This is a genomic window from Zobellia sp. 1_MG-2023 (assembly GCF_030549125.1).
GTDB lineage: Bacteria > Bacteroidota > Bacteroidia > Flavobacteriales > Flavobacteriaceae > Zobellia > Zobellia russellii.
In genome coordinates this window covers 81876-107117 of record NZ_JAUOSY010000003.1, presented here as the reverse complement: position 1 = coordinate 107117, position 25242 = coordinate 81876, and the positions used below count along the sequence as shown (strand labels likewise).

Annotated in this window: 22 protein-coding genes and 2 pseudogenes; 13 read left to right on the top strand and 11 right to left on the bottom strand. The window is 37.8% G+C overall.

Annotation, left to right across the window (positions count from 1 at the left end):
* The first annotated feature begins 119 nt into the window (after positions 1–119).
* Positions 120–2513, top strand: a complete 2394-nt coding sequence (locus Q4597_RS07885; protein ID WP_303405684.1) for a penicillin acylase family protein — start codon at positions 120–122, stop codon at positions 2511–2513.
* A 42-nt stretch (positions 2514–2555) separates the two neighbouring features.
* Positions 2556–3401 (top strand): annotated as a pseudogene (locus Q4597_RS07880) (YifB family Mg chelatase-like AAA ATPase); the annotation flags it as partial.
* 424 nt (positions 3402–3825) lie between these two features.
* On the opposite strand, the gene Q4597_RS07875 reads toward Q4597_RS07880, so the two are convergent.
* From Q4597_RS07875 to Q4597_RS07850, 6 genes are read right to left on the bottom strand one after another with little or no spacing between them, the layout of a single operon-like run.
* Positions 3826–4425 carry a hypothetical protein gene (locus Q4597_RS07875; RefSeq protein ID WP_303405683.1) on the bottom strand — a complete coding sequence of 200 codons (600 nt, stop codon included), beginning with the start codon at positions 4423–4425 and terminating at the stop codon, positions 3826–3828.
* 35 nt (positions 4426–4460) lie between these two features.
* Positions 4461–4868, bottom strand: coding sequence for a hypothetical protein (locus Q4597_RS07870; protein ID WP_303405682.1), 408 nt, complete (start codon positions 4866–4868; stop codon positions 4461–4463).
* Between the two features lie 4 nt (positions 4869–4872).
* Entirely contained in the window at positions 4873–5226 is a 354-nt protein-coding gene (locus Q4597_RS07865; RefSeq protein ID WP_303405681.1) for a hypothetical protein, read from the bottom strand.
* A gap of 2 nt (positions 5227–5228) precedes the next feature.
* Positions 5229–6656, bottom strand: coding sequence for a hypothetical protein (locus tag Q4597_RS07860; protein ID WP_303405680.1), 1428 nt, complete (start codon positions 6654–6656; stop codon positions 5229–5231).
* Between the two features lie 58 nt (positions 6657–6714).
* Positions 6715–6936, bottom strand: coding sequence for a hypothetical protein (locus Q4597_RS07855; RefSeq protein ID WP_303405679.1), 222 nt, complete (start codon positions 6934–6936; stop codon positions 6715–6717).
* Positions 6929–7111 carry a hypothetical protein gene (locus Q4597_RS07850; protein ID WP_303405677.1) on the bottom strand — a complete coding sequence of 61 codons (183 nt, stop codon included), beginning with the start codon at positions 7109–7111 and terminating at the stop codon, positions 6929–6931. Before Q4597_RS07850 ends, Q4597_RS07855 begins: the two co-directional genes overlap by 8 nt.
* 1394 nt (positions 7112–8505) lie before the next feature.
* Between Q4597_RS07850 and Q4597_RS07845 the strand changes: the two genes are divergently transcribed.
* Positions 8506–8796 carry a hypothetical protein gene (locus Q4597_RS07845; protein WP_303405676.1) on the top strand — a complete coding sequence of 97 codons (291 nt, stop codon included), beginning with the start codon at positions 8506–8508 and terminating at the stop codon, positions 8794–8796.
* 11 nt (positions 8797–8807) lie between these two features.
* Here Q4597_RS07845 and Q4597_RS07840 read toward each other — a convergent pair whose 3' ends face one another.
* Positions 8808–9404 (bottom strand): hypothetical protein, encoded by a 597-nt coding sequence (locus Q4597_RS07840; protein ID WP_303405674.1) that lies wholly within the window; start codon positions 9402–9404, stop codon positions 8808–8810.
* 173 nt (positions 9405–9577) lie between these two features.
* On the opposite strand from Q4597_RS07840, the gene Q4597_RS07835 reads away from it, so the two are divergent.
* On the top strand, positions 9578–10264 hold the full coding sequence (locus tag Q4597_RS07835) for a hypothetical protein (protein WP_303405673.1): 687 nt from the start codon (positions 9578–9580) through the stop codon (positions 10262–10264).
* A 10-nt stretch (positions 10265–10274) separates the two neighbouring features.
* Here Q4597_RS07835 and Q4597_RS07830 read toward each other — a convergent pair whose 3' ends face one another.
* Both Q4597_RS07830 and Q4597_RS07825 read right to left on the bottom strand, forming a co-directional pair.
* On the bottom strand, positions 10275–10805 hold the full coding sequence (locus Q4597_RS07830) for a tyrosine-type recombinase/integrase (RefSeq protein ID WP_303405671.1): 531 nt from the start codon (positions 10803–10805) through the stop codon (positions 10275–10277).
* A gap of 479 nt (positions 10806–11284) precedes the next feature.
* Positions 11285–13129 carry a recombinase family protein gene (locus Q4597_RS07825; RefSeq protein WP_303405669.1) on the bottom strand — a complete coding sequence of 615 codons (1845 nt, stop codon included), beginning with the start codon at positions 13127–13129 and terminating at the stop codon, positions 11285–11287.
* A 60-nt stretch (positions 13130–13189) separates the two neighbouring features.
* On the opposite strand from Q4597_RS07825, the pseudogene Q4597_RS07820 reads away from it, so the two are divergent.
* Positions 13190–13894 (top strand): annotated as a pseudogene (locus Q4597_RS07820) (YifB family Mg chelatase-like AAA ATPase); the annotation flags it as partial.
* Between the two features lie 882 nt (positions 13895–14776).
* Here Q4597_RS07820 and Q4597_RS07815 read toward each other — a convergent pair.
* Positions 14777–15337 (bottom strand): hypothetical protein, encoded by a 561-nt coding sequence (locus Q4597_RS07815; RefSeq protein WP_303405667.1) that lies wholly within the window; start codon positions 15335–15337, stop codon positions 14777–14779.
* Between the two features lie 17 nt (positions 15338–15354).
* Positions 15355–15699, bottom strand: coding sequence for a hypothetical protein (locus Q4597_RS07810; protein ID WP_353889258.1), 345 nt, complete (start codon positions 15697–15699; stop codon positions 15355–15357).
* A gap of 380 nt (positions 15700–16079) precedes the next feature.
* Between Q4597_RS07810 and pxpA the strand changes: the two genes are divergently transcribed.
* From pxpA to ilvC, 8 genes are all read left to right on the top strand, one after another.
* A complete protein-coding gene (pxpA, locus tag Q4597_RS07805) occupies positions 16080–16826 on the top strand; it encodes a 5-oxoprolinase subunit PxpA (protein ID WP_303405665.1) in 747 nt (248 codons plus the stop codon).
* Entirely contained in the window at positions 16819–17556 is a 738-nt protein-coding gene (pxpB, locus tag Q4597_RS07800; RefSeq protein WP_303405663.1) for a 5-oxoprolinase subunit PxpB, read from the top strand. Before pxpA ends, pxpB begins: the two co-directional genes overlap by 8 nt.
* A complete protein-coding gene (locus Q4597_RS07795; protein WP_215914450.1) occupies positions 17549–18391 on the top strand; it encodes a biotin-dependent carboxyltransferase family protein in 843 nt (280 codons plus the stop codon). Before pxpB ends, Q4597_RS07795 begins: the two co-directional genes overlap by 8 nt.
* Positions 18392–18826: 435 nt before the next feature.
* Positions 18827–20503, top strand: a complete 1677-nt coding sequence (gene ilvD, locus Q4597_RS07790) for a dihydroxy-acid dehydratase (protein ID WP_215439383.1) — start codon at positions 18827–18829, stop codon at positions 20501–20503.
* 88 nt (positions 20504–20591) lie between these two features.
* Entirely contained in the window at positions 20592–22325 is a 1734-nt protein-coding gene (ilvB, locus tag Q4597_RS07785) for a biosynthetic-type acetolactate synthase large subunit (RefSeq protein WP_303405662.1), read from the top strand.
* A 44-nt stretch (positions 22326–22369) separates the two neighbouring features.
* A complete protein-coding gene (locus Q4597_RS07780; RefSeq protein WP_303405661.1) occupies positions 22370–22951 on the top strand; it encodes an O-methyltransferase in 582 nt (193 codons plus the stop codon).
* A gap of 129 nt (positions 22952–23080) precedes the next feature.
* Positions 23081–23608 carry an acetolactate synthase small subunit gene (gene ilvN, locus Q4597_RS07775; protein WP_215439386.1) on the top strand — a complete coding sequence of 176 codons (528 nt, stop codon included), beginning with the start codon at positions 23081–23083 and terminating at the stop codon, positions 23606–23608.
* 97 nt (positions 23609–23705) lie between these two features.
* A complete protein-coding gene (ilvC, locus tag Q4597_RS07770; protein ID WP_303405660.1) occupies positions 23706–25181 on the top strand; it encodes a ketol-acid reductoisomerase in 1476 nt (491 codons plus the stop codon).
* Positions 25182–25242: the final 61 nt, after the last annotated feature.

The following is a 25242-nucleotide window of genomic DNA, read 5'->3' as shown; positions in this document are numbered from 1 at the left end:
TAAAACAAACCTTTGTTTTTAATAGAAATAGGTCGTTAATAGATGCTTTTAAGCGAGGTATCCGTTCTTTCTTAGCTCCTTGTAAATAATTCTTATATTAGGTCAAAACTTAGACTTGAATGAGAAAACTTAAGCGCTTAGGGTGGGGCTTCCTCGCTCTTATTGGTGTGCTAGCTGTTATTTTAGGAAGTTTCACCTATCATTTAAAACCTGACTATGATGGGGAAAAGTCCCTTCAAAATCTTTCCGGAGAAGTACAGGTATATTATGATACTTATGGGATTCCTCATATTTATGCGGAAAATGATACGGACGCATTTAAAGCGCTTGGGTATGTTCATGCCCAGGACAGATTGTGGCAAATGGAGCTTTTGCGGCGTATAGGAAAGGGTGGTTTGTCAGAGGTGTTCGGGAAAGACTTATTGGGTACGGATAAGTTCTTTTTGGCTTTAGGAATAGATGAGTATTCTACGGAGACTATAGCAAAACTTAATTCATCCGATGTGGCAGTGCAACTATCTCAAGCGTACTTGGATGGCGTAAATGAATTTGTAAAGGAAGGGCCCACTCCCGTGGAGTTTTATCTAACGGGTTTAGAAAAAACACCGTTTGAACTAAAGGATGTCTACAATACCCTTGGGTATATGGCTTTTAGTTTTGCTATGGCTCATAAAACGGACCCGTTATTGAGTAAAATAAAGGATAAATTGGGGTTTGAGTACTTAAAGGATTTGGCGGTTCATAGTGATACTACAACGTTATGGATAAAAAACTACCCCAATACTAAAAACGATTCCATACGTAAATCTATTTCAGAGGTGATGTCTTCTCTAGAAAAACTATCAATTCCATTGTTTGAAGGAAGTAATGGTTGGGCCATTGCTCCAGAAAAAACAAAAAGCGGAAAGGTAATCTTTGCGAACGACCCACATATTGGGTATTCGCAACCATCAGTTTGGTACGAGGCTCATGTAAGTACGCCAAATTATGAGAAATACGGGTATCATCTTGCCGGAGTTCCTTATCCCATCTTGGGCCATAACCGAAAGCTGGCCTATGGCATGACCATGTTCGAGAATGATGATGTAGATTTTTATTATGAGAAAACACATCCAACGGACCCAAGAAAATATAAAGAGGGTAGTGGGTGGAAGGATTATGAGGTTATCTCAAAAACCATTAAAGTGAAGGATTCTGAGAACGTTCACTTTTCTTATAAAAAAACGAATAGGGGTCCGGTATTAAATGGTATTGCTGATCAAATTACCGGTGATAGACCCATTTCTATGTGGTGGATTTTCACTAAAGTTGAAAATAAGTTACTTACTTCCCTTTATAATATGTCGTACGCCAAGGGATTGGGTGATTTTGAGCAAGCTTTGGGTGACTTACATGCTCCGGGATTAGGTATTGTTTATGGTGATGCTGATGATAATGTGGCATGGTGGGCCGCAGCTAAGCTTTATGAGATTCCGGACAGCGTGAATACCAAATTTGTATATGAGGAAGGAAAAGGTCTGCCTGTGGAAAAGAAATATTTGGATTTTAGTAAAAATCCGCATGCGATAAATCCACCGTGGCACTATGTGTACTCCGCTAACAACCAACCGGATTCTATTGCTGGTATGTTGTACCCTGGTTATTATTTGCCTGAAAATAGAGGGAGAAGAATTGAGGAACTATTGGAGGGTAAAGACGATTGGGACAGGAAAGCTGTGGGCGATATGATAACCGATAATACCTCGCCTGTAAATGTAGAAATAGTATCCCAATTGCTCAAAAAGGTGAATGTTGAGGGTCTTAACGATAGTCATTTGCAAATTCTGGATAACCTTAAAGCTTGGAAAGGCGATTACCCTGTGAAAGGTACAGCTGCAACAGTATACCATAGATGGATGTATTTTATTTTAAAAAATACATTTAAGGACGAATTAGGGGAAACACTTTTTGAGGAGATTTTAAATACACACTTTATAAAACGAACCATAGCGCCTATAATAGGTAAAGAGAGCTCTATTTGGTGGGATAATACAAATACATCCGGTACCATTGAAAGTCAAAGCTATATTGTTACCATTTCTTTTAAGGAAGCAATGGAAGCTCTTGGTGATCAATTGGGCAAAGATACAACTGCATGGGTTTGGGGTAACGTGCATACCCTTGAACATGGGCATCCTATAGGCCAGGTTGAAGCGTTAAAATCTTTTTTCAATGTAGGTCCGTTTGCTATAAACGGAACTCGGGAGGTTATAAACAATACCTATTTTCCATACACGGAAGACGGTATTAACAAGGTAAGTTCTGGGCCATCAACAAGAAGGGTCGTAGATTTTTCGGATGTTGAGAATAGTATGAGTATCCTGCCTACGGGACAATCAGGAAATCCTTTTAGTGAACATTATAAGGATCAGGCGGAAATGTATGCAAAGGGAGAGTTTCGTAAAATGATGCTCAATAAAGAGGAGATACTTTCTACATCAAAGTCTCAACTTACATTAATGCCAAAGAATTAGCTTGAATAAAAGCCAACTATAGAATTTAAATAGATAAAGAATATGCTCACCAAAGTTTTTGGAAGTGCCGTTTTTGGCGTAGATGCAACAACTATCACGGTAGAAGTCAATGTAGATAAAGGCGTTGGGTACCACTTGGTAGGGTTGCCGGATAATGCAATAAAGGAAAGCAACTACCGCATTGCGGCAGCACTGTTGAACAATGGCTACAAAATTCCCGGCAAGAAAATAACGTTGAATTTGGCTCCGGCAGACCTTAGAAAGGAAGGTTCGGCATATGACCTGACTTTGGCTATAGGAATTCTAACCGCTTCGGGACAGATTAAGTCGGATAATGTAGAAAAGTACATTATCATGGGCGAACTTTCTCTAGACGGTAGTCTCCACCCTATAAAGGGAGCATTGCCCATAGCCATAAAGGCACAAGAAGAGGGTTTTGAAGGTTTTATTCTACCCAAGGAAAATGCCAAGGAAGCGGCTATTGTTTCTGATTTAAAAGTTTTTGGAGTTGATAATATATCTGAAGTGATCGAATATTTTGACAATGGAACACCGTTAGAGCAGACCATCATTAATACTCGCGAAGAATTCTATAAAACCCTTGATTTTCCGGAGTTTGATTTTGCCGATGTAAAAGGTCAGGAAAGCATCAAGCGGTCTATGGAAATTGCGGCGGCAGGTGGGCATAATATTATTTTGGTCGGTCCTCCAGGCGCGGGAAAAACGATGCTTGCGAAGCGATTACCTTCTATTTTGCCACCTATGACCTTGCATGAGGCACTTGAAACTACCAAGATTCATAGTGTTGTAGGTAAAATAAAAAATATGGGGCTTATGAGCCAGCGTCCGTTCAGAAACCCACATCACACAATAAGTTCCCTGTTATTAGACAATGTGCACATCTTTTAAGACCTACTACATGAACACCTACGCCTGACACCACGAATCCAAGGGTTTTTGAACCTGCTATAGACTATTGCAAAAAGCTTTTACTTATGTGCGTATGGGGTTTTCATAGGTATTGGCCTTTAGTGCGCTTTTATGCATTCGTAAGTGCTTTCATGCTCATAACCACCTCTTTGAAAGAAACATGAAGTCTTACAGCTTTTTAAGCCTTATTGGGTGCGCTCTATTGTACATGCGTATAGGTTTTTCATAGGTTTTGTGTCTCTAGGGACTATACAGATAGAAGAGCTTTTAACTCTGTTTTTTTGAGGTACCCCCTAGGTCACTTACTACTTTAAATGAAAAACCCCCATCAAATTAATGATAAGGGTCTTTACAAACTAAAACAAGACTTCTCGACAACTATTTATTTGACTTCGTAGAGGTAATAGCGGTTCGGTACGAGTTTACCGTTCTCTGTACCAACCTTACGGCTAAACTCTTGAAGTTTGTAAAGATTTGTGTGAGATTTAAATTCTTCTTCACTATCATACATCGCTTTTAATGCATCTATAGCCTTCTGTATACGTTTGATTTCTTTGTTCTGATTCTCGTTCTTTGTGTAGGTCGTATAGTCTTCTTTGCGTAGCACGTAATTTACGCCACTTCCGACCGTAAAGGATAGTTTACCCTTGTGTCTGTCCAAGGTTGCAATAGCGTTATGTAACGGCCTCAGGTTGATTTCCAACAACTCCAATAGTTTATCCTGACTTATCGGCAACTTATTAAAGTCAGGTCTATGAATATCATCTAACTTTTGTTTGACGTATTGCAAGGGATTTTCCAACAATAGTTCAAATTGCTGTTTGGTCTTTGGTAGTGCGATTAGCTTGCTTGCTTCTTCTTGTACGTCTTCCCATGCAGCGAGCCTTTTCTTTGCTGCTTGTTCCGCTAGTGAAAACTTAGAAGAGTCGAAGTAGTAGGCTATTTTCTCAAATTGTTCTTCTGTGATTTCTGTGTTTTTCATATCTATAATGTTTTGATTTTTAATTGTTTATGTATTTAGCTACAAGAGCCTAAAGAGGTGAAAGAGCTACCGTTCCAATACCTCGATGCGTACCCGTCCGAGTACCATTGTGCAGGTGCTTTGATAGTGCCTTGGTAATTAGTCCAAATAGAGTTGGTATTTACCCATGACTTACCGTATTCGGTATAAAAGTTAAAACGGGTACTACCACATGCATTGGAAGAACTACCACCATAGCCAACACTTTGTATTTGTGTGCCGTAACTCTTATTGCGGTCATACGCTCTAAAGTTCCTTAACCTGTCTTTTGAACCTTGATATGTACTGTTGAAACCTCCACTTCTTGCAGCATTAAAACAATCTTGTAATGATGCTGTAGAACCTAGGTTAAGTTCGGTCTGCACGTCCTGTAAGCTGAAACTATAGTTATTCGGTACACTCATAATACTATGCTGATTGTCTGTTTTGTTTTTGTTCTTTGGCGTACTCATCCATATAGTTGAACCTATATGTGGCTATCCTTCGTGCCGTGCTAACATCGTTACCTCTATGAATGCAATAAGCCCAATCTCCAAAGGCTTCATCCCATGGGTAAATAACCCTTTTTGGCACTCTATTTCCATTTGGATACGTTCTAGCTTTTTCGATACGCCTAAAAAATACCTCAAAGTAAGTATGACTATTTTTATCTGGTTCAATGTCATTTACCTCATAGAGGTACGCACTATCATTTTTGCCTATTTGTATATATTTTTTACCTTTTTTGGTAAAGATTTCGGGTAGTTCTTTTATTAATTCCATGGTTAAGCTATTTTAATCTTTGGTTGTTCGTTTAATTTATACTCGTGGTCTAACTGACCTCTGAAACCTATTTCAATGAAATGGTCGTGCATTACTTTCTGTACTATATCTGCATCTTTACGATTATAGATAATGCTATCATGTTTAGTGAAGAATGGTATATTCAACGCTCTTAATTTGGGATAGATACCATCTATAAAAACCTCACTTTCAATTGTTTGTAGCATAATAGCGAAATCATTGTATTGGTTACCCTCTTTGGTTTTAAAGTCGTCTATGTACCCCATTACATTAGGGAACTCATTTCTGAAAATCTCAACATCTTGAAACGTTGAAGTAGGCTTGGAAAACAAGATTTTGAACATCATGGTTTTAGCTTCACCTCTACTCATTCCATCTTTGGCAAAGTGTAGGTATATATCACTTTCATTTACCAATCTCTGGAACTCGTTAATGTCGTGGCTTCTTATTCCTTCTTTATCCAACAAATAAGCTAAGAATGCAGGTTGACTACTTTTTACATCGCTTTCACCCAAATTGTTCCTCTTTTTTATAATCTCTAATAGCTTTTTGGGAAAATTGGTAAAGTTGCTGTACAATCTATTCTTTCTTTTAGCGTAAAGATTACCCTCTTTAAGGTTGTCTATTGCTTCTAACCATGAATTGCGTACAAAGGCTCTTTGGTCTTCCATGTACATTGATTCGTACATCATTTTTATTTTACCACCGGAGCTAAATAGCACCATGTTCTTTTGGTCGGCATAGAGCAAGGCTTCATTAAGACTCATTCTAACTGGTGGCAGTTCTACATAGGTACTATCTATTTCGTGTACATCTTTATACCCTGATTTCCAGTACATTCTTTCATTGACCTCGTAGTTATCTATTTTTAAGCTGTTTACATGGTCTTCTACTGCCTTGTAAAGTTCCATAAATGGTATGTCCAACAAATTAAAGTCTTTGATAAACTGCTCTCGGTACTCTCTTTGCCTGTTGAATTCTTTGTAGGTTGGGGTTCTTTCGGTGTACTTGAATTTTACCTTCACCGATTCTTCACTATCTGTAAGGTCAGGATGTATACGGTACTTGTAGCATTCAGATTCTAAACGTTTACCGTTATCGTTGGTAAAGGCAGGAAAAGCCTTGCCAGATCTCTCTAATATTCCATTGTCTAATAGCAAGTTCAATGGCTTATTATATGCTTCACCTATCATCGACTTAAACCTACTAGATGGTACAGATCTAAAGGTTTTGTAGTCTCTATATTTCTTTTTTTGATTGCTAGTAATAGAACTGATGATATATAGGCAATTATATAGTGTAGCATTACCCTTTATAATTTTTTGTTCACTTAGTTCAATAAGTCTGTTATTTAGTGGTATAGGTATTCTAAGGTTCTGCCATATAGGTCTTTTATGATTATTTGCCATAATATTAAAATTTAGGACATCCTCGCTTAGTTACCGTGGAGGACTTAACGGCTTGTATTTATTTAGTTGCTTGTAGGTTTTGAATCTTAGCGTTAAGCCTTTTTAGTCTAAATGATTGAAGATCAATACTTAGTTGCATCTTTTTTCTTAGCGTGCAAGCAAAATCTAGGGCTCTATTAACCTCATGTTTTTGCAAGCTTTTAATCGGTACGGCTTCTTTACCGTCTTTTAACCATAATGTTGGGTCGTTGTGTACTTTGTTTTTCTCTTCTTTAGTCATTGTATCCGTATTGTTTTAAGACAATTGTGAGGTTGTCTAGTACCCTCTGTGGAACTATGTCCGTTTTGTTTCGTATCCACTTTGAAAAGTCGAGTTTGTCCCATTGAGATTCACGTGCCAAATAGCTGTGATTGAACGCTTTACGCTCCTGAATGAATTTTCTTAGTTTTTCCATTTACTTAAGTGTTAAAATTTTATGCATTTCATCGATTATTTTTCTATTTAACATTTCGTTATCATTTTTATTGTTACTTTTGCCTTGTAGCAACGTACAATGTGCGGTGGCGAAGCATATAAAAAAATGAGCTAATTACAAAATTACGCTTATATATTCATTTTTCCAAAAGAATCACAAAAAAAATTATTGCTATTTACCCTTGGTGTCGTGAGAGCTTTGGTTTTCAGGTCGCTAAAAGTCGATTCTTTTCGGTTTTATCATATTGTTAGGAGTATTCATTTATAGTAGAGGAAGTTCAATCATTAAGCACGGGCTTGACAAAACCGTTGTCTAATCTAAGCAGGTTCAGACAAGGAGCAACACCTTTGTTTAAAGTAAACCCAAATAGAACCATAGGTAGGTCTCTTGCTAAGAACCGACTCGACTAAGCACGGGCTTAGCAAAACAACGGCCTTACTCACCAAAACCTGTTTAAAAGGGCACCTGATGAAAGACTATAGCAATCAGCAGTGCAGAAGAATGCCCAAAACCGTCCAAAATAAAGCCGTTACTAGTCAAAGTCATTAGTTCCTAACAAATACTGTAGAAAAGATACGTTATAAAGGATACGTTGTAGAAAGGATACGTTGTAGAACAGATACGTTGTAGAAAGGATACGTTGTAGAACAGATACGTTGTAGAACAGATATGTTGTAAACAGATATGTTGTAAAAGATACGTTGTTGAATGGATACGTTGTTGAATGGATACGTTGTTGAATGGATACGTTGTTGAATGGATACGTTGTAGATTGATATATACATGTACGTACTACGAGTATAAAAGCTGTAACGGTAACGGTGGTGGGGTCTAACAAATTGGTTGTTTTAAGATATTGCCATAAAAGAGTGTTATATATTCACTTAATTAAAGCCTTAGTGACAGTACCCCTAAATAGGGCTTATCTTTTATCTAGTCAGTACATTATACCTTTTTCAAAAGAAACGCTCTCTCATCTCGAACGCTTAGCTAAATAGAGCGTGTTACGTGTTTAGGACAAAGTCCTTAAAAGTTATCCTGAAAAAATCAAAAAATTTCCGAGCCGGTAGTAGTAGACTGAAAAACCCCAAAAACACGGGTATTTGGCTTATTTTGGCTATCTCTATCAATTTGTTGGGCAATTATTAAAGAAGGGCTATCTCTCTCTGTAACGTTTTGTTTTCGTTCGATGGTAACATAAGACCAAAGAGAAAAGATAATGCCGTATAGGTTAAAGGGTGTTGGTTATTTGATATGAATACTTTGTCAACCCTGTTAAATAACAGACCTAACCAATAAAAAGATACTATTTTTAAATACGGCTCGTTATGTATTAAGTGTAAAACAAACACCCAAATCTATTCCCCCGACCAATGAATGCACCAACCGACATTACATTTGAAGTAGTCTCTTCCAACAACAATATGGCTACAGGGCTATTTTATAGAAGAGGTAAACCGATAGCCTATGCCCATTACAGCCCAAAGAACCTCAACATTTACCTTTGTTTTAGAGAGGGTGAAAGCAATACTTACAATCATCAATCCTTAGTGGCCATAGCTATTAAATCTACTGGTTTAAATTTTGATAGGAAAGGTTATCTAGTAAGTGAGCAAATTGGGATGCTAGAAAGAATCGTGGCTAAACATGAATGTACTATCTAGGTATGCAGAAACTATTGTAGGGTATCTTCGTAGACGGCAATCAACATTTGAGCCTTGTATAGCTCTTCTTTCAAGTCTTGATTTTCTTGTTGTAGTTCCTTGGTTCTTGTCCTATCCTCTATAACCTGTACTTCGTATGGTGGCTTTGGACTTGAAATGCTTTGAATAGCACCTATAACAATTGCTGCCACGGCCACAAAGATTGAGAACAAAGAAAAACCCGTTGCCTGTTTTGCATTCTTTCTTGCTTCTTTTAACTCTAAATAGTCTAAATATTGCTTTGATGTTATTCCATTCAAGAAGTAATGTGTGTTAAGTATATTTTCAACATCTTTCCAGTCTCTAGATTCTTTAAACCTACTATCGGGGTTTACATATTTATTTGTGAAATAGTTTCGAATTTTCCATCTGAACATTTGCTCTTTCAATTCATCATTACCCCCTTTTTTGATAAAGCTATCTGTAAACCAATCGTAAAATGTTGCTTCGCTTGACTCGTTGAACTTTCTATCCAAACCCTTTTCAACTTCCTTCACCAAATCAAAATAGGTTATCCCGTTTTCTTCGTTGGCTCGCCCGATTTCCATGGCCTTAATGTACCGATTCATTTTTTTAGTTTGACGTTAATAACTTACTGACAACTGTTTGCAATATAGACGAATATACTTACAATGACAATGTATCTTTGTAGTATGACTATTTCATAATTTCCCTGAAAGTTTTATGGGTTTTTATAGGATAGGTCTTTGCATGTATAATGAAGTGAAAAGTTATAGTCTAAATGAATGAGTTTTGGAAGGTAATTAGAAATTTTGCTGCTTTAGTAAGTTTTATTTGGGTGTGTTTTCAGCTATATAATTTAGTTTTTGACAACAGGTATGACTTAAAAGCTATTGCTGACACAAGTGAATTTCGTATACCTACTCAATATGTAAGTTCAGGAATCAATAGTAGTTATGACCTTTATAACGATGTTATGAACACAACTATATCTCAGTTGAAAAACTTAGGTCTATCGTGGCATCATCAGACCATTATTAACATTGCTAATGAGGGTGATAAGGAAATTAAAAATATCAACCTACTAACAAATGGAATGGATTGTACCTATCAATTTGAAGATAGTGAGGGTAACTTAAAATCAGGACAATCTAAGAGTAAGATTTCTCTTGGGAACTTGTTGTCGAACGAAAAAATCGAAATAGTTGTTTGGCATACATACATGAACTCTAGCAACGAGTTTAGCATTTCATTCCCCGAAGGAAGTTTTGAAATCGAGTACTCTAAAAAATTCATAGGTACTGCTGCAACAATTTTAGGATTCATCGACGGTATTAGCTTTTGGATGATTATTACCCTACTGTTAAGTTTTATAGGCTTCCTGCCACTGACCAATAAAGGTGAAGGTAAAGAAGAAAACACCGATGAGTTAGCAGTTGTGGAGAATGAACAAGAGGGTAGCAATTAATTCTAATTATTCACATAGCATCGAAAATATCATCTATCTCTTTTTGCCTGATACCTAGGTAACGTTTAGTTATGGCTAGACTAGAATGATTGAAGATTTCCCCTAACTTGATTAGTATATCTTCACAACTGCCATTGGACTCATACACATAACGCCCAAAAGACTTTCTTAGGCCATGGGAACTAATGCCCCATTGGTCATTTAAAAATCTGTTTATAGCTTGTCTACTGTATACCGTACCTTTCTGTGAAACAAAGATGAATTGGTCAGGCTCTTTCATTTCTTGTTGGAAGTTGGCTAGAGCATCCTTCACGTAGTGGTTAATTTTACGGTCAACCTTCTTACCAGTTTTTTCTTCTTCCAGTTTTAACCGTTCCCCTTGCAAATCGGAATACTTAAGTTTTAGTAAGTCGCCAATCCTAAGACCAAAGTTAACGGCACAAATAATATAAAGACCTAATACTTTTCTTTTGGGGTTCTTCATTAACCTGTTGCCTATATGCAAAGCTTTCTCAAATTCTATCCAGTCACTACCTACCATAATTCATTATATTAATGATGTAAATATAGTTCATTTATATAGTATTTTCAAATACAAATGAACTTTAAATGTTGATGAAAAACCCAACTCACTGAATATCAATTATAAAAATGTTCACTTTTGTTATATGTGAATATTCTAGGGGAAAATTGCCCGTGTACATGTAAGGGTCTCGGAATGGGACGTTTTTTCTGAATTTTTCTACAGGTTTTCTGTTTAGGAAGGGGGTAAAAAGGTTGCTTAGTGGCCGTAAAACAAAGGGCTAAGGAATCGGTCAACTATTCGGGAGCGAAACAAAGTGCTTTTGAATGTGAAAAAGGTTAAGAAAAATACCATTCAAATATTTGGCTTTTTATTGGTTAAAGTTGAAATTTTGAATACTTATCGATTATTTTAAGCTACAATTCCCTATGTCCTATAGCGGTCTTATCTATTACTATTTGGAACCTGATTAGCTAAACAATCTAGGTATGTTCTTTTTAGGTCTTTGCGGCTTCCTGTGTATCTTGCTCAATACAATTAGCTGAGTAGTTTCTAAGTAACTGCGTTGCTTGCATAACCTTAATGTGTGTAAAACGTCTAGTTATTTCGGGGTAGTATTGTACACTTCTTTTTTTAGTGGCATTGTAGTATGCTATATAGTTCCAATCAATTAGGTAAGTTTCTTGTTCAATTGGTAGGTTGTACTCAACTCTGATTATGAAAATTCTGTTTTGCTTGTCACTCTCGATATAGATTCTTTTCAAGTACTTTCGTACTATGCGCCTTTTTTCGTTCCAGTTGGGGTTAAACTCTTTTAGGCGTTTTTGTTTTGTTAGATGTCTCTTTAAGTCGGCTCTAAGCTTCTCTTTACCTTTCTCAAACAATGTTTCTTTTGTTTCCTCTGATAGAAAGCCCCAATCAAAAGCAATATCATCCAGTATCTTTGTTTCACTCTCTAACTGGTATAGTTCCTGTGTATCTTTGTCCAATCGTTCGTTCACATCGTTTTGCGCCCTCGTAATCCTCAGTTTTTCGTCTTTTACATCGTCGTCGCTCAACGTACCTTTTATTAGCGCTTGCACCATTCTTTTATGCTCCTTAGTTAATTCTAACAAGGATTGGTTATGTGATTCTATCAGCGTTTCAAGTTCTTTTTTTCTTTTATCGCTACCACCTTCGTTAAATGTCTGTACCATCTTGTCATATATAGTACCACCATCAAACATGATGCTCCATACAAAGCCCTCGAATAAGTCAATGTTAATGCTCCTGTTTGTACAGGTTGATTCTTTGTATCTCTTTGAGGAACACATGTAGTAATTGTCCTTTTTATTGGTTCTAGTTCGTCCGTAGTAGTTCCTTCCACACTCTTTACATTCGAGTAAACCTTTTAACATGTATTTATGCTCAACCTTCTTGCCCGAGTTGTTAGCATTGTTCTTTAGATTATCGTTTACCCTCTGCCAGTAAAATGCATCGAAAAGAGCAAGTTCGGGTAATTCTACTTCAATTTCAGGTTCAATTTTTACCCCTTCTTTTAAACGTTCTTTGTTGGATTTTGAATCTTTGGAGTTCCATATCCTAAGACCTTTGTATATTGGGTTGGTTAGTATGTTTCTTATAGTATTACCTGCCCATTTTACATCTTTCTTTTCGGTTGTGGTTAGTTTGCCTGTGTCCTTGTTGACCGTGGTAATGCTGCCTTTTTTTATTTTATTGTAGCGTGTTGGGACTCCTTCTTTGTTTAAAGTTTCAGCAATAGTACGCGTACCTACACCAGATAGGGATAGTTCATAGATTCTTTTAACTGTCTTGGATTCTTCAGGGTGCTTAGTTAAATAACCTCTCTTGTCCGTCTCGTAACCATAGGGTGTAATGCCAAACCCTTTACCTTCTTTTGCATTTCGTTCAAGAACCGCCTTAACCTTTAGTTTGGTTACGTCTACGTGTAAGACATCGGTTGCAGAAAGAACCTTGCCCATAAAATTCATGTAGGGATCTGACCAATCATATAATCCATTATCAAAATAGAGTTGGATGTCCTTCTTTTTGACTGCGGCGAGAAAACTTAGCCTTGTTTCGTCATTTCTATAAAGTCTACTTGGGTCTAATGCGTAAACCGTGGTAATTTTACCTTTTTTATTGAGTAAATCACTTACTAGTTTGAAGAAAGCAGGTCTGTCCTTTAAAGCCCATGTACCCGAAACCCCTTCGTCAATAAACACTTTGTACTTTATTTTTAGCTTTTTAGCTAGTTCAATACCTCTTAACCTTTGTTCCTTTATAGACCTGTCTTTTCCTTGTGCTTTCTTCTGCGAAATCCTACAATAAATAGCTAACATAGGTGTTGTTTTAGTATATAACTGTCAAAGCTATATACTATTGTACACATTGTGTACTATACCTCAGCAGCATTAGTTGGAGGGGGAAGTTACCCACAACCCGGAGAAATCTCATTATCGCACAACGGAGTTCTGTTTTTAGATGAGTTGCCAGAGTTTGAACGTAGGGTGTTAGAGGTAATGCGCCAGCCCATGGAAGACCGTGAGGTTACTATTGCTAGAGCGCGTTTTACGGTTACCTATCCAAGCAGTTTTATGCTGGTGGCAAGTATGAACCCTAGTCCGGGTGGATACTTTAATGACCCGGATGCACCCGTAACTTCGTCTCCCGCGGAAATGCAGCGCTATTTAAGTAAGATATCCGGGCCTTTATTGGATCGTATAGATATTCATATAGAGGTAACACCGGTTCCTTTTGATAAATTGTCAGAAGATAGAAAAGGGGAAAGCAGTGTGGAAATCCGGAAACGGGTAACCGCTGCAAGAGAAGTGCAGACCAAGCGTTTTGTTGATTTGCCCAATGTGCATTACAATGCCCAAATGAACACCAAACAGATTCGGGAATTTTGCAGGTTGGATGAAGCTTCTAAGGAATTGCTCAAGAATGCTATGGAGCGCTTGAATCTTTCTGCAAGGGCCTATGACCGTATTTTAAAGGTTGGGCGTACCATTGCTGATTTAGAAGGTGTAGACGCTGTAAATGGCACTCATATAGCGGAAGCTATTCAATATCGTAGCCTGGATAGAGAGGGTTGGTTAGGGTAATTTGGTTAGACTGCGTACAAATAAAGAAAAAGCTCCTATCTGTAAACAGAGTAGGAGCTAGATAATCTAAGCTTGAATTTTAAGGGACTCCTAGAACGGGTGATTTTTGTATAGGAAAATCGCCATTACGATTATAAAAATTACATTGAATGCAACATAGGCGTAAGTGAGTTTGTCTCTTGTCTTCATAGAATATTTATCTGTTGTTCCTTCACAAAAATAAAAGTATACACGGATAATAGAACAAAGAAAAACCCCACAATTTTTGGGTTATTTTTTACAAATAGTTGAGGTATTTGGTGATTGCGTTGAGTTTAATACCTCGTAGCCTATGACTAATGCTATTGCATATAGGTTCTTACAGGTACTTATGTCACTGTTGTGTAAAAGATGACATACAAAGACCATAAAAAACAAAAAGCGCAGAAAGCATAAACAAGGTAATCATTAAGAGTAGTTTTTTCTTTCATAAGAATTGGGTTTGTATATAAAACGCTTTTATGGGCTAGTGACACCTTTATCAATCGGGCAAAGGGGATTAAATTCGATTGAAAACATGAATGTCGGTAAGTGGTATTTATAGCTCCACAAACGGAATAAATGTAAAAACACCTTATCCTTTTTTTAAGCAATACAACCTAAGGTTTGAGCTCTAATTGATAGTTTGTGTTCTTTGTTTTTTGAAAAAAATCTAGATAGAAAAGAGAAATGATATAATAAGCCCTTTGGAACAATAGATGTTTCTGTCAAGGGTCTTGTAGTTAGTTTAGATAAGTTCTTTAGACAAGCTAAGAAGAGGCCTTAAATAGGCTGGTGTTCAATTCTGAAAACGAGTAGGTAGGGAAAGAGTGGTATTGAGTAAGAAGTTGTATGTAGATGCTATTACAATTGAAGCTCTCCGTTGCCGTGACCTTCTTTTCCTTTGTTGTTGGCAAATACGTCCTTTAAAATGTAAGCAATGATTATAGTTATTCCTACAGCTAGAAGCGGAATGGCATAAGATTCGTTTAACATATTCAAAAGGCTTCCGGCTATAATGGCAAGAGCTCCAACTACCATGGCTAAATTCCACAATACACGGGCCATATTATTTTTTTGTCTGCGGTCCTCGTCCAGAAAATAGGCAGTTCCTTCCATAATAAACCAAGTAATGAAAGAGATAGCAATTAGTATTTGAAAGAGTAGGGTAAACGGTAGGTCAACTATCCGGAAAAGCCCATTAAGTGCCCAACTGGTTACCATTACCATTTTAACGATATCAACAAACAGTTTGGTTTCCTTTTTCCAAAAACGTATAGTATATAGGATAAGAATGGCTGTAAATGCCAGGAAGATAGTTTCTGACGCGTACGGCCAATGAAAAATGCGAGATAGCATGCCCAACAACAAAATTGCGATTGAAATTCTCAATGGAGTCTTTAAAATCTTTGTATTATTTGACATGGCAATAGGTTTTAAGTTTATATCGCTTTGATATGTACACGCAAGCCTTCCATTATCCCTAGAATATTTGTAACGGTTTCTTTAAGATAATATTTTATAAGTACATGGGGTATTCGTATGGTGGTAAAGCCATTTTTAAACGAATGCATGGCTTCTTCCAAGTCGTTAATGGCTTGTTCATGGGTCATCATATGATATTCCGTATCTATTTCAATATTGAGTTTTACTCTAGATATGGCAATATCTATTGATTTTGAACCGTCCCACCATTCTAACATAGAAGGCACTCCGGCTTCTTTTAATCCATAGTATAGTTGTATGGCTTCACGAGGGGTATCGTTAAGTTCTACTAGTTTTATCATTCTTGGTCTATGTTCACTACACAATTCAACACCAAGAAGGTCCATTGAGTGTTTGTGATCTGTATAACCAAGTTTTCTATTACATTCTAAACAATTCATTTCGGTAGGTCAATTAGGCCCCGATTAAAATGAGGGGGAAGTTCGATTTGGGATAATAATAACCCGTAATTTTTCTGGATATTATGTAGACTCGATATACGGCACCCTAGTTTTAGATGAACTGCAATTTTTTAGATAAACGGCATTAAAAAATGTTAAAACTGTGGTGAAATGAGGGGTTGCGAAAGAAGTGTTGGTAATTGTTTTGTGCGTTAATAGAAGGTCGTTTCTGACAGGAAGTCTTAAAGTTTATCAGTATTTTCGAAATTAGAAATTCCAAAATGGCAAGAACTTATATTGATTTAAATTCTGATGTGGGCGAAGGTGTTGGTAACGAAAATGAGCTGTTACCTTTATTGTCTTCCTGTAATATTGCATGTGGAGGTCATACGGGGGATAAGAGGACTATGACTCAAGTAGTACGGCTGGCTAAAGCACATAATGTGGCGATTGGGGCTCATCCCTCATATCCGGACAGGACTAATTTTGGACGATCTTCCATGAAAATGGGTGCCAAAGCGCTTATGGAGAGCATAAAGTTTCAGGTACAAAGTTTGGTTGAGGTTATAAAAACGGAGGATGCAAGACTAAGTCACATTAAGCCTCATGGAGCACTTTATAATGACATAGCAAAAGATAGCTCCTTGGCGCTTTGTTTTTTAAAATCGATTGAAAAATATAAAGATGAAGTGTCTGTTTATGCGCCATATGGTTCGGCAATCGCAAAAGAGGCTGTGGAGTTAGGTTTTAAGATAAAGTACGAAGCGTTTGCAGACCGTAATTATGAACCGGATTTAAGTTTGGTTTCCAGGCAAAAACCAAATGCGCTAATAATTGATAAAGAAAAAGTTTTAGCACATGTGGTTAAAATAGCAAAGTTCAATAGAGTGAGAACTGTAGGGGAAACTGAACCATCAATTTTGGCAGATACTTTTTGTATTCACGGAGATACTCCATCGGCATTAGAAATAGTATTGTATCTTACTAAAGAATTACCCAACCATAATATTTATTTAAAAAGTGAATAAGTACTCCATTTCAATACGGCCCTTTGGTATCCATGCAATTTTGTTAGAGTGGCCTGGTAGGGTAGATGTAGCTATTCTTGAAGATATACTTCAATTTACCCAGTACCTTAAAGAGTGTTGCTTAAAGGATAAGGATTGGGAAATAGTACCGGCCTATAACTCGGTAGCCCTTATCTACAGAAAAGAACCTATAGATTTTGTTGAGTTAAAAACCAAGCTGCTTAGTTGGTACAAAGAGGATATTAAAGTAGTAGCGCGCGAACAGGTTTTATGGCGCCTTCCCGTCTGTTATGATAAAGATTTTGGTATTGATTTAAAGGAAATTTCTCAAAAATCCGGTCTGTCCGTTACGGAAATAGTGAGCCTTCATACATCTCATGTGTATACCGTTTTCGGAATTGGTTTTCTTCCTGGGTTCACCTATTTAGGGGGGCTTCCTCAGGTTTTGGAGTTTAACAGAAGGCCTCAACCACGTTCAAAGGTTATAAAGGGGTCCGTAGGCCTAGCGGGTAAACAAACAGGAATTTATCCTCAAGATTCACCGGGAGGTTGGAATATTGTGGGGAACTGCCCTGTACCTATGTTCGATCCCAAGGCGGAAGAACCTTGTTTTGTAAGTGTGGGTGACCAGGTTCAATTCTATGAAATAACAAAGGCCGAATATGATTTGCATAAGATAGAAAACGAAGTAGGCATTTATAAACTTGAAAAAATTATAGTAAATGCTTAAGATTCTCAAATCAGGACTTTTTACTACGGTCCAAGATAGCGGTAGATATGGGTATTTGAACAAAGGAGTGCCCGTGGCGGGTTATATGGATGCATTTTCGGCCAGAAAGGTGAATCAGCTTTTGGATAATGAAGATGATGCTGCCGTATTGGAAATAACCATGACCGGACCTACTTTGTTGTTTGAAAAAGAAACCTATGTTAGTATGGGGGGAGCTTTGCTTTCGGCAACTCTAAATAATGAACCCGTAGGTAATTACGAGGTGTTGAAAGTGAATAAAGGAGATATTCTTTCTTACGGAAAACTCGAAAAAGGTTTTCGTAGCTACCTTGCCGTAAAAGAGGGCTTTAAAACGCCGGTGGTTTTAGGTAGCCGGTCGCTCTTTTCCTCGGTAACCCAAAAGAATCATTTTGTAGATGGGGATGAGGTGGAATATGACGCCTGTTCTCATTTTGAACCTAGGATAAGTAAGTTAAAGGTGGATTCTTTTCTAAGCGAAACGGATTTAAAGGTTACCCGAGGGCCTGAGTATGAAAGCCTTTCGGATAGACAATTGGAAATGTTGTTCGCTAAAAAGTTTAGCATATCCAACGAAAATAATAGAATGGCTTATCAGCTAGAGGAAAAAATTGAGGGCATTCAGACTTCAATGATTACATCGGCCACGCTTCCTGGTACGGTTCAGTTAACACCGTCCGGTAAACTCATATTATTAATGAAAGATGGGCAGACTACTGGGGGGTACCCTCGCGTACTGCAGCTCTTGGACAAAGCCCTGTCAATACTGGCGCAAAAAAAATATGGAGACGAAATTCAGTTTAAATTAAATTCATAAATAATCGGTGTTATTTCTGCGAATAATTTATTGTTAAACCCTATCTTTTTGATTAATATTGTTCCAATGAAAACAAACACACATACAATTGTTGTCGTAAACGTCATTCTCGTAAGGGGGTGATGCAGTTTTTCATTGTTTAGAAAGGCCTGTATCCAATTGATTCGATACAGGCCTTTTTTTGTTATTGAAGCCCTGGTATTGAGAAAACCGTTGATAAGAGACAAATTTAATGATGTATTTTGATGAATTAATGTGAATTGAATATGATAAAATATATTGGTTAAAAATCTGTTAATCAATATTTTATATATTTTTTTTAACTATTGGATTTAGATACGAAAGACACACGGCAAATACCAAAATAAAGAAAACAATACCTTTGAATGTAAAGAGTACATATTGTAAACTGAACAACCAATTATATAGCGCTTAATGGAACTGAATAAATACAGTAAAAACGTAACACAAGATTCAACACAACCAGCTGCACAAGCAATGCTTTATGCAATAGGTTTTAAAGATGAAGATTTTAGCAAACCATTAATTGGTATCGCAAGTACCGGTTACGAGGGCAACCCTTGTAATATGCACTTGAACGATTTGGCCAAGTTGGTAAAAGAGGGTGTCAATTCAAAAGAAACGGTTGGCCTTATTTTTAATACTATTGGAGTTAGTGATGGTATTTCAATGGGAACTCCGGGTATGCGTTTTTCACTTCCATCAAGAGATATTATTGCAGATTCTATGGAGACCGTTGTTCAGGGTATGTCCTATGATGGTCTTGTTACCGTAGTAGGTTGCGATAAAAACATGCCTGGTGCGTTAATGGCTATGTTGCGTTTAAATCGCCCTTCAATTTTGGTGTACGGTGGTACCATAGCTTCAGGATGTCATAACAGTAAGAAATTAGATATCGTTTCCGCTTTTGAGGCATGGGGCGAGAAAGTTGCGGGTACTATGGAAGAGCCCGAATATAGAAGTATCATTAAAAAATCTATTCCTGGTGCGGGTGCCTGTGGGGGTATGTATACCGCTAATACTATGGCTTCTGCAATAGAGGCTTTGGGTATGTCCTTGCCTTATAATTCTTCAAACCCTGCTATTAGTAGTAATAAAGAAGAGGAGTGTATTGCTGCTGGTAAGCAAATGCGCATTCTTATAGAAAAGGATATTAAACCTTTGGATATCGTTACACGTAAATCCCTAGAAAATGCTATCCGTTTAGTTACTATAATGGGGGGGTCTACCAACGCTGTATTGCACTTCTTGGCAATAGCAAGAGCTGCGGATATAGATTTTACGCTTCAGGATTTCCAACATATTAGTGACACTACTCCGTTTATAGCAGATTTAAAACCAAGTGGTAAATACTTAATGGAAGACGTTCATAGAGTAGGTGGTATACCTGCTGTTTTAAAATATCTTTTGAAAAATGGATTGCTTCACGGAGACTGTATGACCGTAACGGGAAAAACTTTGGCGGAGAACCTAGAGGAAGTTCCGGATTTGGAAGAAGGGCAAGATGTAATTATGCCTTTGGATAACCCTATTAAGGCTACGGGGCATTTGCGTATGTTGTACGGAAACCTTGCTAAAAATGGTTCTGTAGCAAAAATAACTGGTAAGGAAGGTTTACTCTTTAAAGGCACGGCTAAAGTTTTTAATGGGGAATATGCCGCTAATGACGGTATTCGTACCGGTTATGTCAAAAAAGGAGATGTTGTGGTTATTCGTTATGAAGGTCCAAAGGGTGGTCCTGGTATGCCTGAAATGCTTAAGCCTACGGCTGCTATTATGGGGGCTGGTCTTGGTAAAGATGTAGCTCTTATTACAGATGGTCGTTTCTCCGGTGGTACACACGGTTTTGTGGTTGGGCATATTTCGCCTGAAGCACAAGAAGGAGGTAACATTGCCTTAATAGAAGATGGTGATATTATTACGATTGACGCGGAGACCAATTCAATTAATGTTGAGGTTTCGGATGAGGAATTGGCAAAGCGTAAAGAATCTTGGGTAGAACCTGAGTTGAAGTTTAAAAAAGGAGTATTGTATAAATATGCACGATCTGTGTCATCTGCTGCGCAAGGTTGCGTAACTGATGAGTTTTAATGAACATGAAAGGGTTTCTTGAAAATGTGATGAGAAACCAAGAGCAGAGAGGTCTCTGCAAATTAGCTATTATAAGGAATGAAGACCTATGGAAACAGTTAAAATAAAAACCGAAGTGAACCCAAAGAAAACAAAGCTTAAGATTAGTGGTGCAGAAGCCATTATACATTGTTTGTTGGCTGAAGGAGTGGATTTGCTATATGGTTATCCAGGTGGAGCCATTATGCCCGTTTATGATGAATTATACAAGTTTCAGGATAAACTTACCCATATATTAACCCGTCATGAACAAGGTGCTACGCATGCGGCACAGGGGTATGCTAGGGTTTCCGGTAGAGTGGGTGTGGCTATGGCTACGTCCGGACCTGGGGCTACAAACCTTGTTACGGGATTGGCCGATGCTCAGATAGATTCTACGCCAATGGTGTGTATTACAGGGCAGGTTACCCGTCATTTGTTGGGGTCGGATGCTTTTCAGGAAACTGATATTATCGGGATTTCTACACCGGTTACTAAATGGAATTACCAGATAACCGAAGCTTCTGAAATTCCTGAAATAATGGCTAAGGCATTTTACATTGCCAGGTCGGGTAGACCGGGTCCGGTGTTGGTTGATATTACCAAAAATGCACAGATTGATGAGTTCGAGTTCAGTTATGAAAAGTGTACTGCTGTACGTAGTTACAATCCCGAGCCTAAACCAAAAGTTGAATCTATAGAAGCTGCGGCCCAACTTATAAATAACGCTAAAAAACCGCTTATTGTTTGGGGTCAAGGTGTTATTTTGGGTAAAGCGGAAGAAGAGTTGAAAGCTTTGGTTGAAAAGTCCGGCGTGCCGGCAGCATGGACCATAATGGGGGCTTCGGCCATGGATAATGAGCACCCTCTAAATGTGGGTATGGTGGGTATGCATGGTAACTATGCACCCAATATGTTAACGAACGAATGTGATGTTCTCATTGCCATAGGTATGCGTTTTGATGATCGTGTAACTGGTAATCTTGATACTTACGCCAAACAGGCCAAAGTGATTCACTTTGAAATTGATAAAGCTGAGATAAACAAGAACGTTCATGCAGATGTGGCGGTTTTGGGAAATTCAAAAGAAACTTTGGGTCTATTGTTGCCATTGATCAAGGAGAATAAGCATGAAGCTTGGCGCAATGAGTTTGAGAAGTTGTACAAAATTGAATTTGATCAGGTAATCAAAAACGATATTCACCCTACTAAAGAAGGGTTGACTATGGGTGAGGTTATTGAGCAAATAAATGTAGAGTCTGAGCAGAAAGCTGTAATCGTAACAGATGTAGGACAACATCAAATGATCGGTTGTCGCTATGCGAAGTTCAAACAGACTAAAAGTAACATTACTTCAGGTGGGTTAGGAACCATGGGCTTTGCCCTTCCAGCGGCAATTGGTGCCAAAATGGGAGCTATGGAGCGTGAGGTGGTCGCTATCATTGGTGATGGTGGCTATCAAATGACCATTCAGGAGCTTGGTGTAATCTTTCAGCATAATGTACCTGTAAAAATAGTGGTATTGAACAATGATCACTTGGGTATGGTACGCCAGTGGCAAGAGCTTTTCTTTGATAGGAGATATGCTTCAACTATTATGACCAATCCAGATTTTGTTAAGATTGCCGAAGGCTATAATATAGAGGCCAAAAGAGTAAGCACCCGAGAGGAACTTAAAACTGCCGTTAAGGAAATGATTGCTTCTAAAGGGCCGTATTTCTTAGAAGTAAAAGTAGAGAAAGAAGACAATGTATTCCCTATGATTCCTTCTGGGGCATCAGTTTCTGAGGTTCGTTTAAAATAACCGATTGATAATAGGCGAACACGTAACATTTATAAGCGAAAGAAGTGATAGATTCCAACATACAGGATAAACCTGCAATCCATCAGAAAATCGAACAAAAGTCGGAAGAAATTGGTTTTACCATGCCTTCGGATGTGTACATAGGTACATTGTTAAAAACGCTGGTATCCTCTAAGCGAAAAGGAAGCTTTTTGGAATTGGGTACGGGAATAGGGTTGAGTCTATCTTGGATGGTAGATGGTATGGATGCTGAGTCTAAATTAATTTCGGTAGATAATGACCCAAAGTTGATCTTTATTGTCAAAGACTATTTTGAGTCTGATAAAAGAGTTCAATTGTGTTGTGAAGACGGTTCGGAATGGATAAAAAACTATACGGGTGAAAATTTCGATTTAGTTTTTGCCGATGCGTGGCCGGGAAAATACAGCGAAATTGATGAAGTTTTAGATTTGGTAAAAGTGGGTGGTTTTTATGTGATTGATGATATGACCGCTCAACCCAATTGGCCGGAAGGGCATGAGGATAATGTGGCGCGTTTATTGGCTTATTTGGAAAATAGAAAAGACTTTACACTTACCAAATTAAACTGGTCTACAGGGTTGGTTCTTGCGGTAAGAACCAGTTAGTAAAAGTGTTTGTGAGTGAAAATAATGGGTTGTTCTAAAAGAAAATCCGCTCTCAAGTGCAGTTGAGAGGTTAAAAAAATACAATGTTAGTTATCGGCTGCGCTCGATAAAACCCTATTAAATTGAACAATGGAAAAACAATGGTTTACCATATCGGTATATTCGGAAAACAATGTGGGTTTACTGAATAGAATCTCTGGTATATTCTTAAAGAGACACATTAATATAGAGAGCTTAAATGTTTCAAAATCAGAAATAGAAGGTGTTTCTAAGTTCACGATAGTTGTGCATACTACGGAGAAGTGGACGCGTAACATCGTAGGGCAAATAGAGAAACAGATAGAGGTGATAAAAGCCTTTTATCATACAGATGAGGAAACCATTTATCAAGAATCGGTTCTATTCAAGATTGCTTCTAATCTACTTTTTGATGAAAGACAGATTCAGAATATTATAAAAGATAACAATTCGCAGATCGTTACGGTTGCCAGAGACTTTTTTGTAATTGCAAAATCGGGCAGGAGAAACGAAATCAATGAAATGTACGATCAATTGAAGCCCTTTGGTATTATGCAGTTTGTGCGTTCTGGGCGTATTTCGGTTTCTAAAGAAGAAATGCAGATTACCGCTTTGCTAAAAGAATTTTATCAAGACTAATAACTAAATAAAAATCAATAATTAATTTAATAAAGGATTCTGGTCAAAAGCTATACTGGTATAACTTTGGGCGGAATTTGAAAAACACGATTGAAAAATGGCAAATTACTTTAATACATTATCATTAAGAGATCAACTGACGCAATTGGGCAAGTGTAGGTTCATGGATGCTTCAGAATTCGCAGATGGTGTATCAGCTTTAAAAGGAAAAAAAATAGTTATTGTTGGTTGTGGAGCCCAAGGCTTGAACCAAGGTCTAAATATGCGCGATTCAGGTTTGGATATCGCTTATGCCTTGCGTGATGCTGCAATTAAAGAAAAAAGACAATCCTTTTTAAACGCTAGCGAAAACGGATTTACCGTTGGTACGTACCAAGAATTGATTCCTAGTGCCGATGTGGTTATCAACCTAACTCCGGACAAGCAGCATACTGCTGTGGTTGGTGCAGTAATGCCATTAATGAAAAAGGGAGCTACGTTATCCTATTCTCACGGTTTTAACATTGTAGAAGAAGGTACTCAGGTTCGTGAGGATCTTACTGTAATAATGGTAGCGCCAAAGAGTCCAGGTTCTGAGGTGCGTGAAGAATATAAAAGAGGTTTTGGCGTACCTACTTTAATTGCCGTTCATCCAGAGAATGACCCAGAGGGTAAAGGCTTGGAGCAAGCTAAAGCATATGCCGCAGGTACAGGTGGGCATAGAGCTGGTGTTCTTGAGTCTTCTTTTGTAGCGGAAGTAAAGTCGGATTTAATGGGTGAGCAGACTATCCTTTGTGGGTTGTTACAAACAGGAAGTATCCTTTGTTTTGATAAAATGATCGAGAAAGGTATAGATGCCGGTTACGCTTCTAAATTGATTCAATACGGATGGGAAACCATTACCGAAGGAATGAAATACGGTGGTATTACCAACATGATGGACCGTTTGTCCAATCCTGCAAAAATCAAGGCTTTTGAACTTTCGGAAGAATTAAAGGATATCATGCGTCCACTATTTCAAAAACATATGGACGATATTATGACCGGTCATTTCTCTAAAACAATGATGGAAGACTGGGCCAATGACGATAAAAACTTATTGACTTGGCGTGCAGCAACGGGTGAAACCGCTTTTGAAAAAACTCCGGCAGGTGATGATAACATCTCTGAACAAGAGTTTTATGATAACGGTGTGTTAATGGTGGCTATGGTTAGAGCTGGTGTTGAGTTGGCTTTTGAAAGTATGACGGAATCTGGAATCATTGGTGAGTCTGCTTATTATGAGTCATTGCATGAAACTCCGTTGATTGCGAATACAATCGCAAGAAAGAAATTGTTTGAAATGAACCGAGTAATTTCAGATACGGCCGAGTACGGTTGTTATTTGTTCGATCATGCGTGTAAACCATTATTGACCGATTTTATGAAGAAAATAGATACGGACGTAATTGGTAAGGCATATGCCGGTGACAAAGGTAACAGTGTAGATAACGCAAAATTAATTACAGTTAACAAGGTACTTCGTGATCACCCAGTAGAAATTGTAGGAGCAAGACTTCGTGCCTCTATGACGGCTATGAAGCCTATTGTATAATTAATAGAACAACCCTGTCCGGTTATTTTATCTTCCTTATCATGGGGAATTAAAATTCTAG

Excerpts from the sequence above, each read along its gene's own strand:
- Q4597_RS07840 (WP_303405674.1), bottom strand. The coding sequence starts at position 9,404 with ATGAATCGGTACATTAAGGCCATGGAAATCGGGCGAGCCAACGAAGAA.
- ilvB (WP_303405662.1), top strand. The coding sequence starts at position 20,592 with ATGGAAACAGTTAAAATAAAAACCGAAGTGAACCCAAAGAAAACAAAG.
- Q4597_RS07885 (WP_303405684.1), top strand. The coding sequence starts at position 120 with ATGAGAAAACTTAAGCGCTTAGGGTGGGGCTTCCTCGCTCTTATTGGT.
- Q4597_RS07825 (WP_303405669.1), bottom strand. The coding sequence starts at position 13,129 with ATGTTAGCTATTTATTGTAGGATTTCGCAGAAGAAAGCACAAGGAAAA.
- Q4597_RS07860 (WP_303405680.1), bottom strand. The coding sequence starts at position 6,656 with ATGGCAAATAATCATAAAAGACCTATATGGCAGAACCTTAGAATACCT.
- ilvC (WP_303405660.1), top strand. The coding sequence starts at position 23,706 with ATGGCAAATTACTTTAATACATTATCATTAAGAGATCAACTGACGCAA.
- Q4597_RS07875 (WP_303405683.1), bottom strand. The coding sequence starts at position 4,425 with ATGAAAAACACAGAAATCACAGAAGAACAATTTGAGAAAATAGCCTAC.
- Q4597_RS07870 (WP_303405682.1), bottom strand. The coding sequence starts at position 4,868 with ATGAGTGTACCGAATAACTATAGTTTCAGCTTACAGGACGTGCAGACC.
- Q4597_RS07865 (WP_303405681.1), bottom strand. The coding sequence starts at position 5,226 with ATGGAATTAATAAAAGAACTACCCGAAATCTTTACCAAAAAAGGTAAA.
- Q4597_RS07830 (WP_303405671.1), bottom strand. The coding sequence starts at position 10,805 with ATGGTAGGTAGTGACTGGATAGAATTTGAGAAAGCTTTGCATATAGGC.
- Q4597_RS07815 (WP_303405667.1), bottom strand. The coding sequence starts at position 15,337 with ATGTCAAATAATACAAAGATTTTAAAGACTCCATTGAGAATTTCAATC.
- Q4597_RS07795 (WP_215914450.1), top strand. The coding sequence starts at position 17,549 with ATGCTTAAGATTCTCAAATCAGGACTTTTTACTACGGTCCAAGATAGC.
- ilvN (WP_215439386.1), top strand. The coding sequence starts at position 23,081 with ATGGAAAAACAATGGTTTACCATATCGGTATATTCGGAAAACAATGTG.
- Q4597_RS07855 (WP_303405679.1), bottom strand. The coding sequence starts at position 6,936 with ATGACTAAAGAAGAGAAAAACAAAGTACACAACGACCCAACATTATGG.
- ilvD (WP_215439383.1), top strand. The coding sequence starts at position 18,827 with ATGGAACTGAATAAATACAGTAAAAACGTAACACAAGATTCAACACAA.
- pxpA (WP_303405665.1), top strand. The coding sequence starts at position 16,080 with ATGGCAAGAACTTATATTGATTTAAATTCTGATGTGGGCGAAGGTGTT.
- Q4597_RS07850 (WP_303405677.1), bottom strand. The coding sequence starts at position 7,111 with ATGGAAAAACTAAGAAAATTCATTCAGGAGCGTAAAGCGTTCAATCAC.
- Q4597_RS07810 (WP_353889258.1), bottom strand. The coding sequence starts at position 15,699 with ATGATAAAACTAGTAGAACTTAACGATACCCCTCGTGAAGCCATACAA.
- Q4597_RS07835 (WP_303405673.1), top strand. The coding sequence starts at position 9,578 with ATGAATGAGTTTTGGAAGGTAATTAGAAATTTTGCTGCTTTAGTAAGT.
- Q4597_RS07845 (WP_303405676.1), top strand. The coding sequence starts at position 8,506 with ATGAATGCACCAACCGACATTACATTTGAAGTAGTCTCTTCCAACAAC.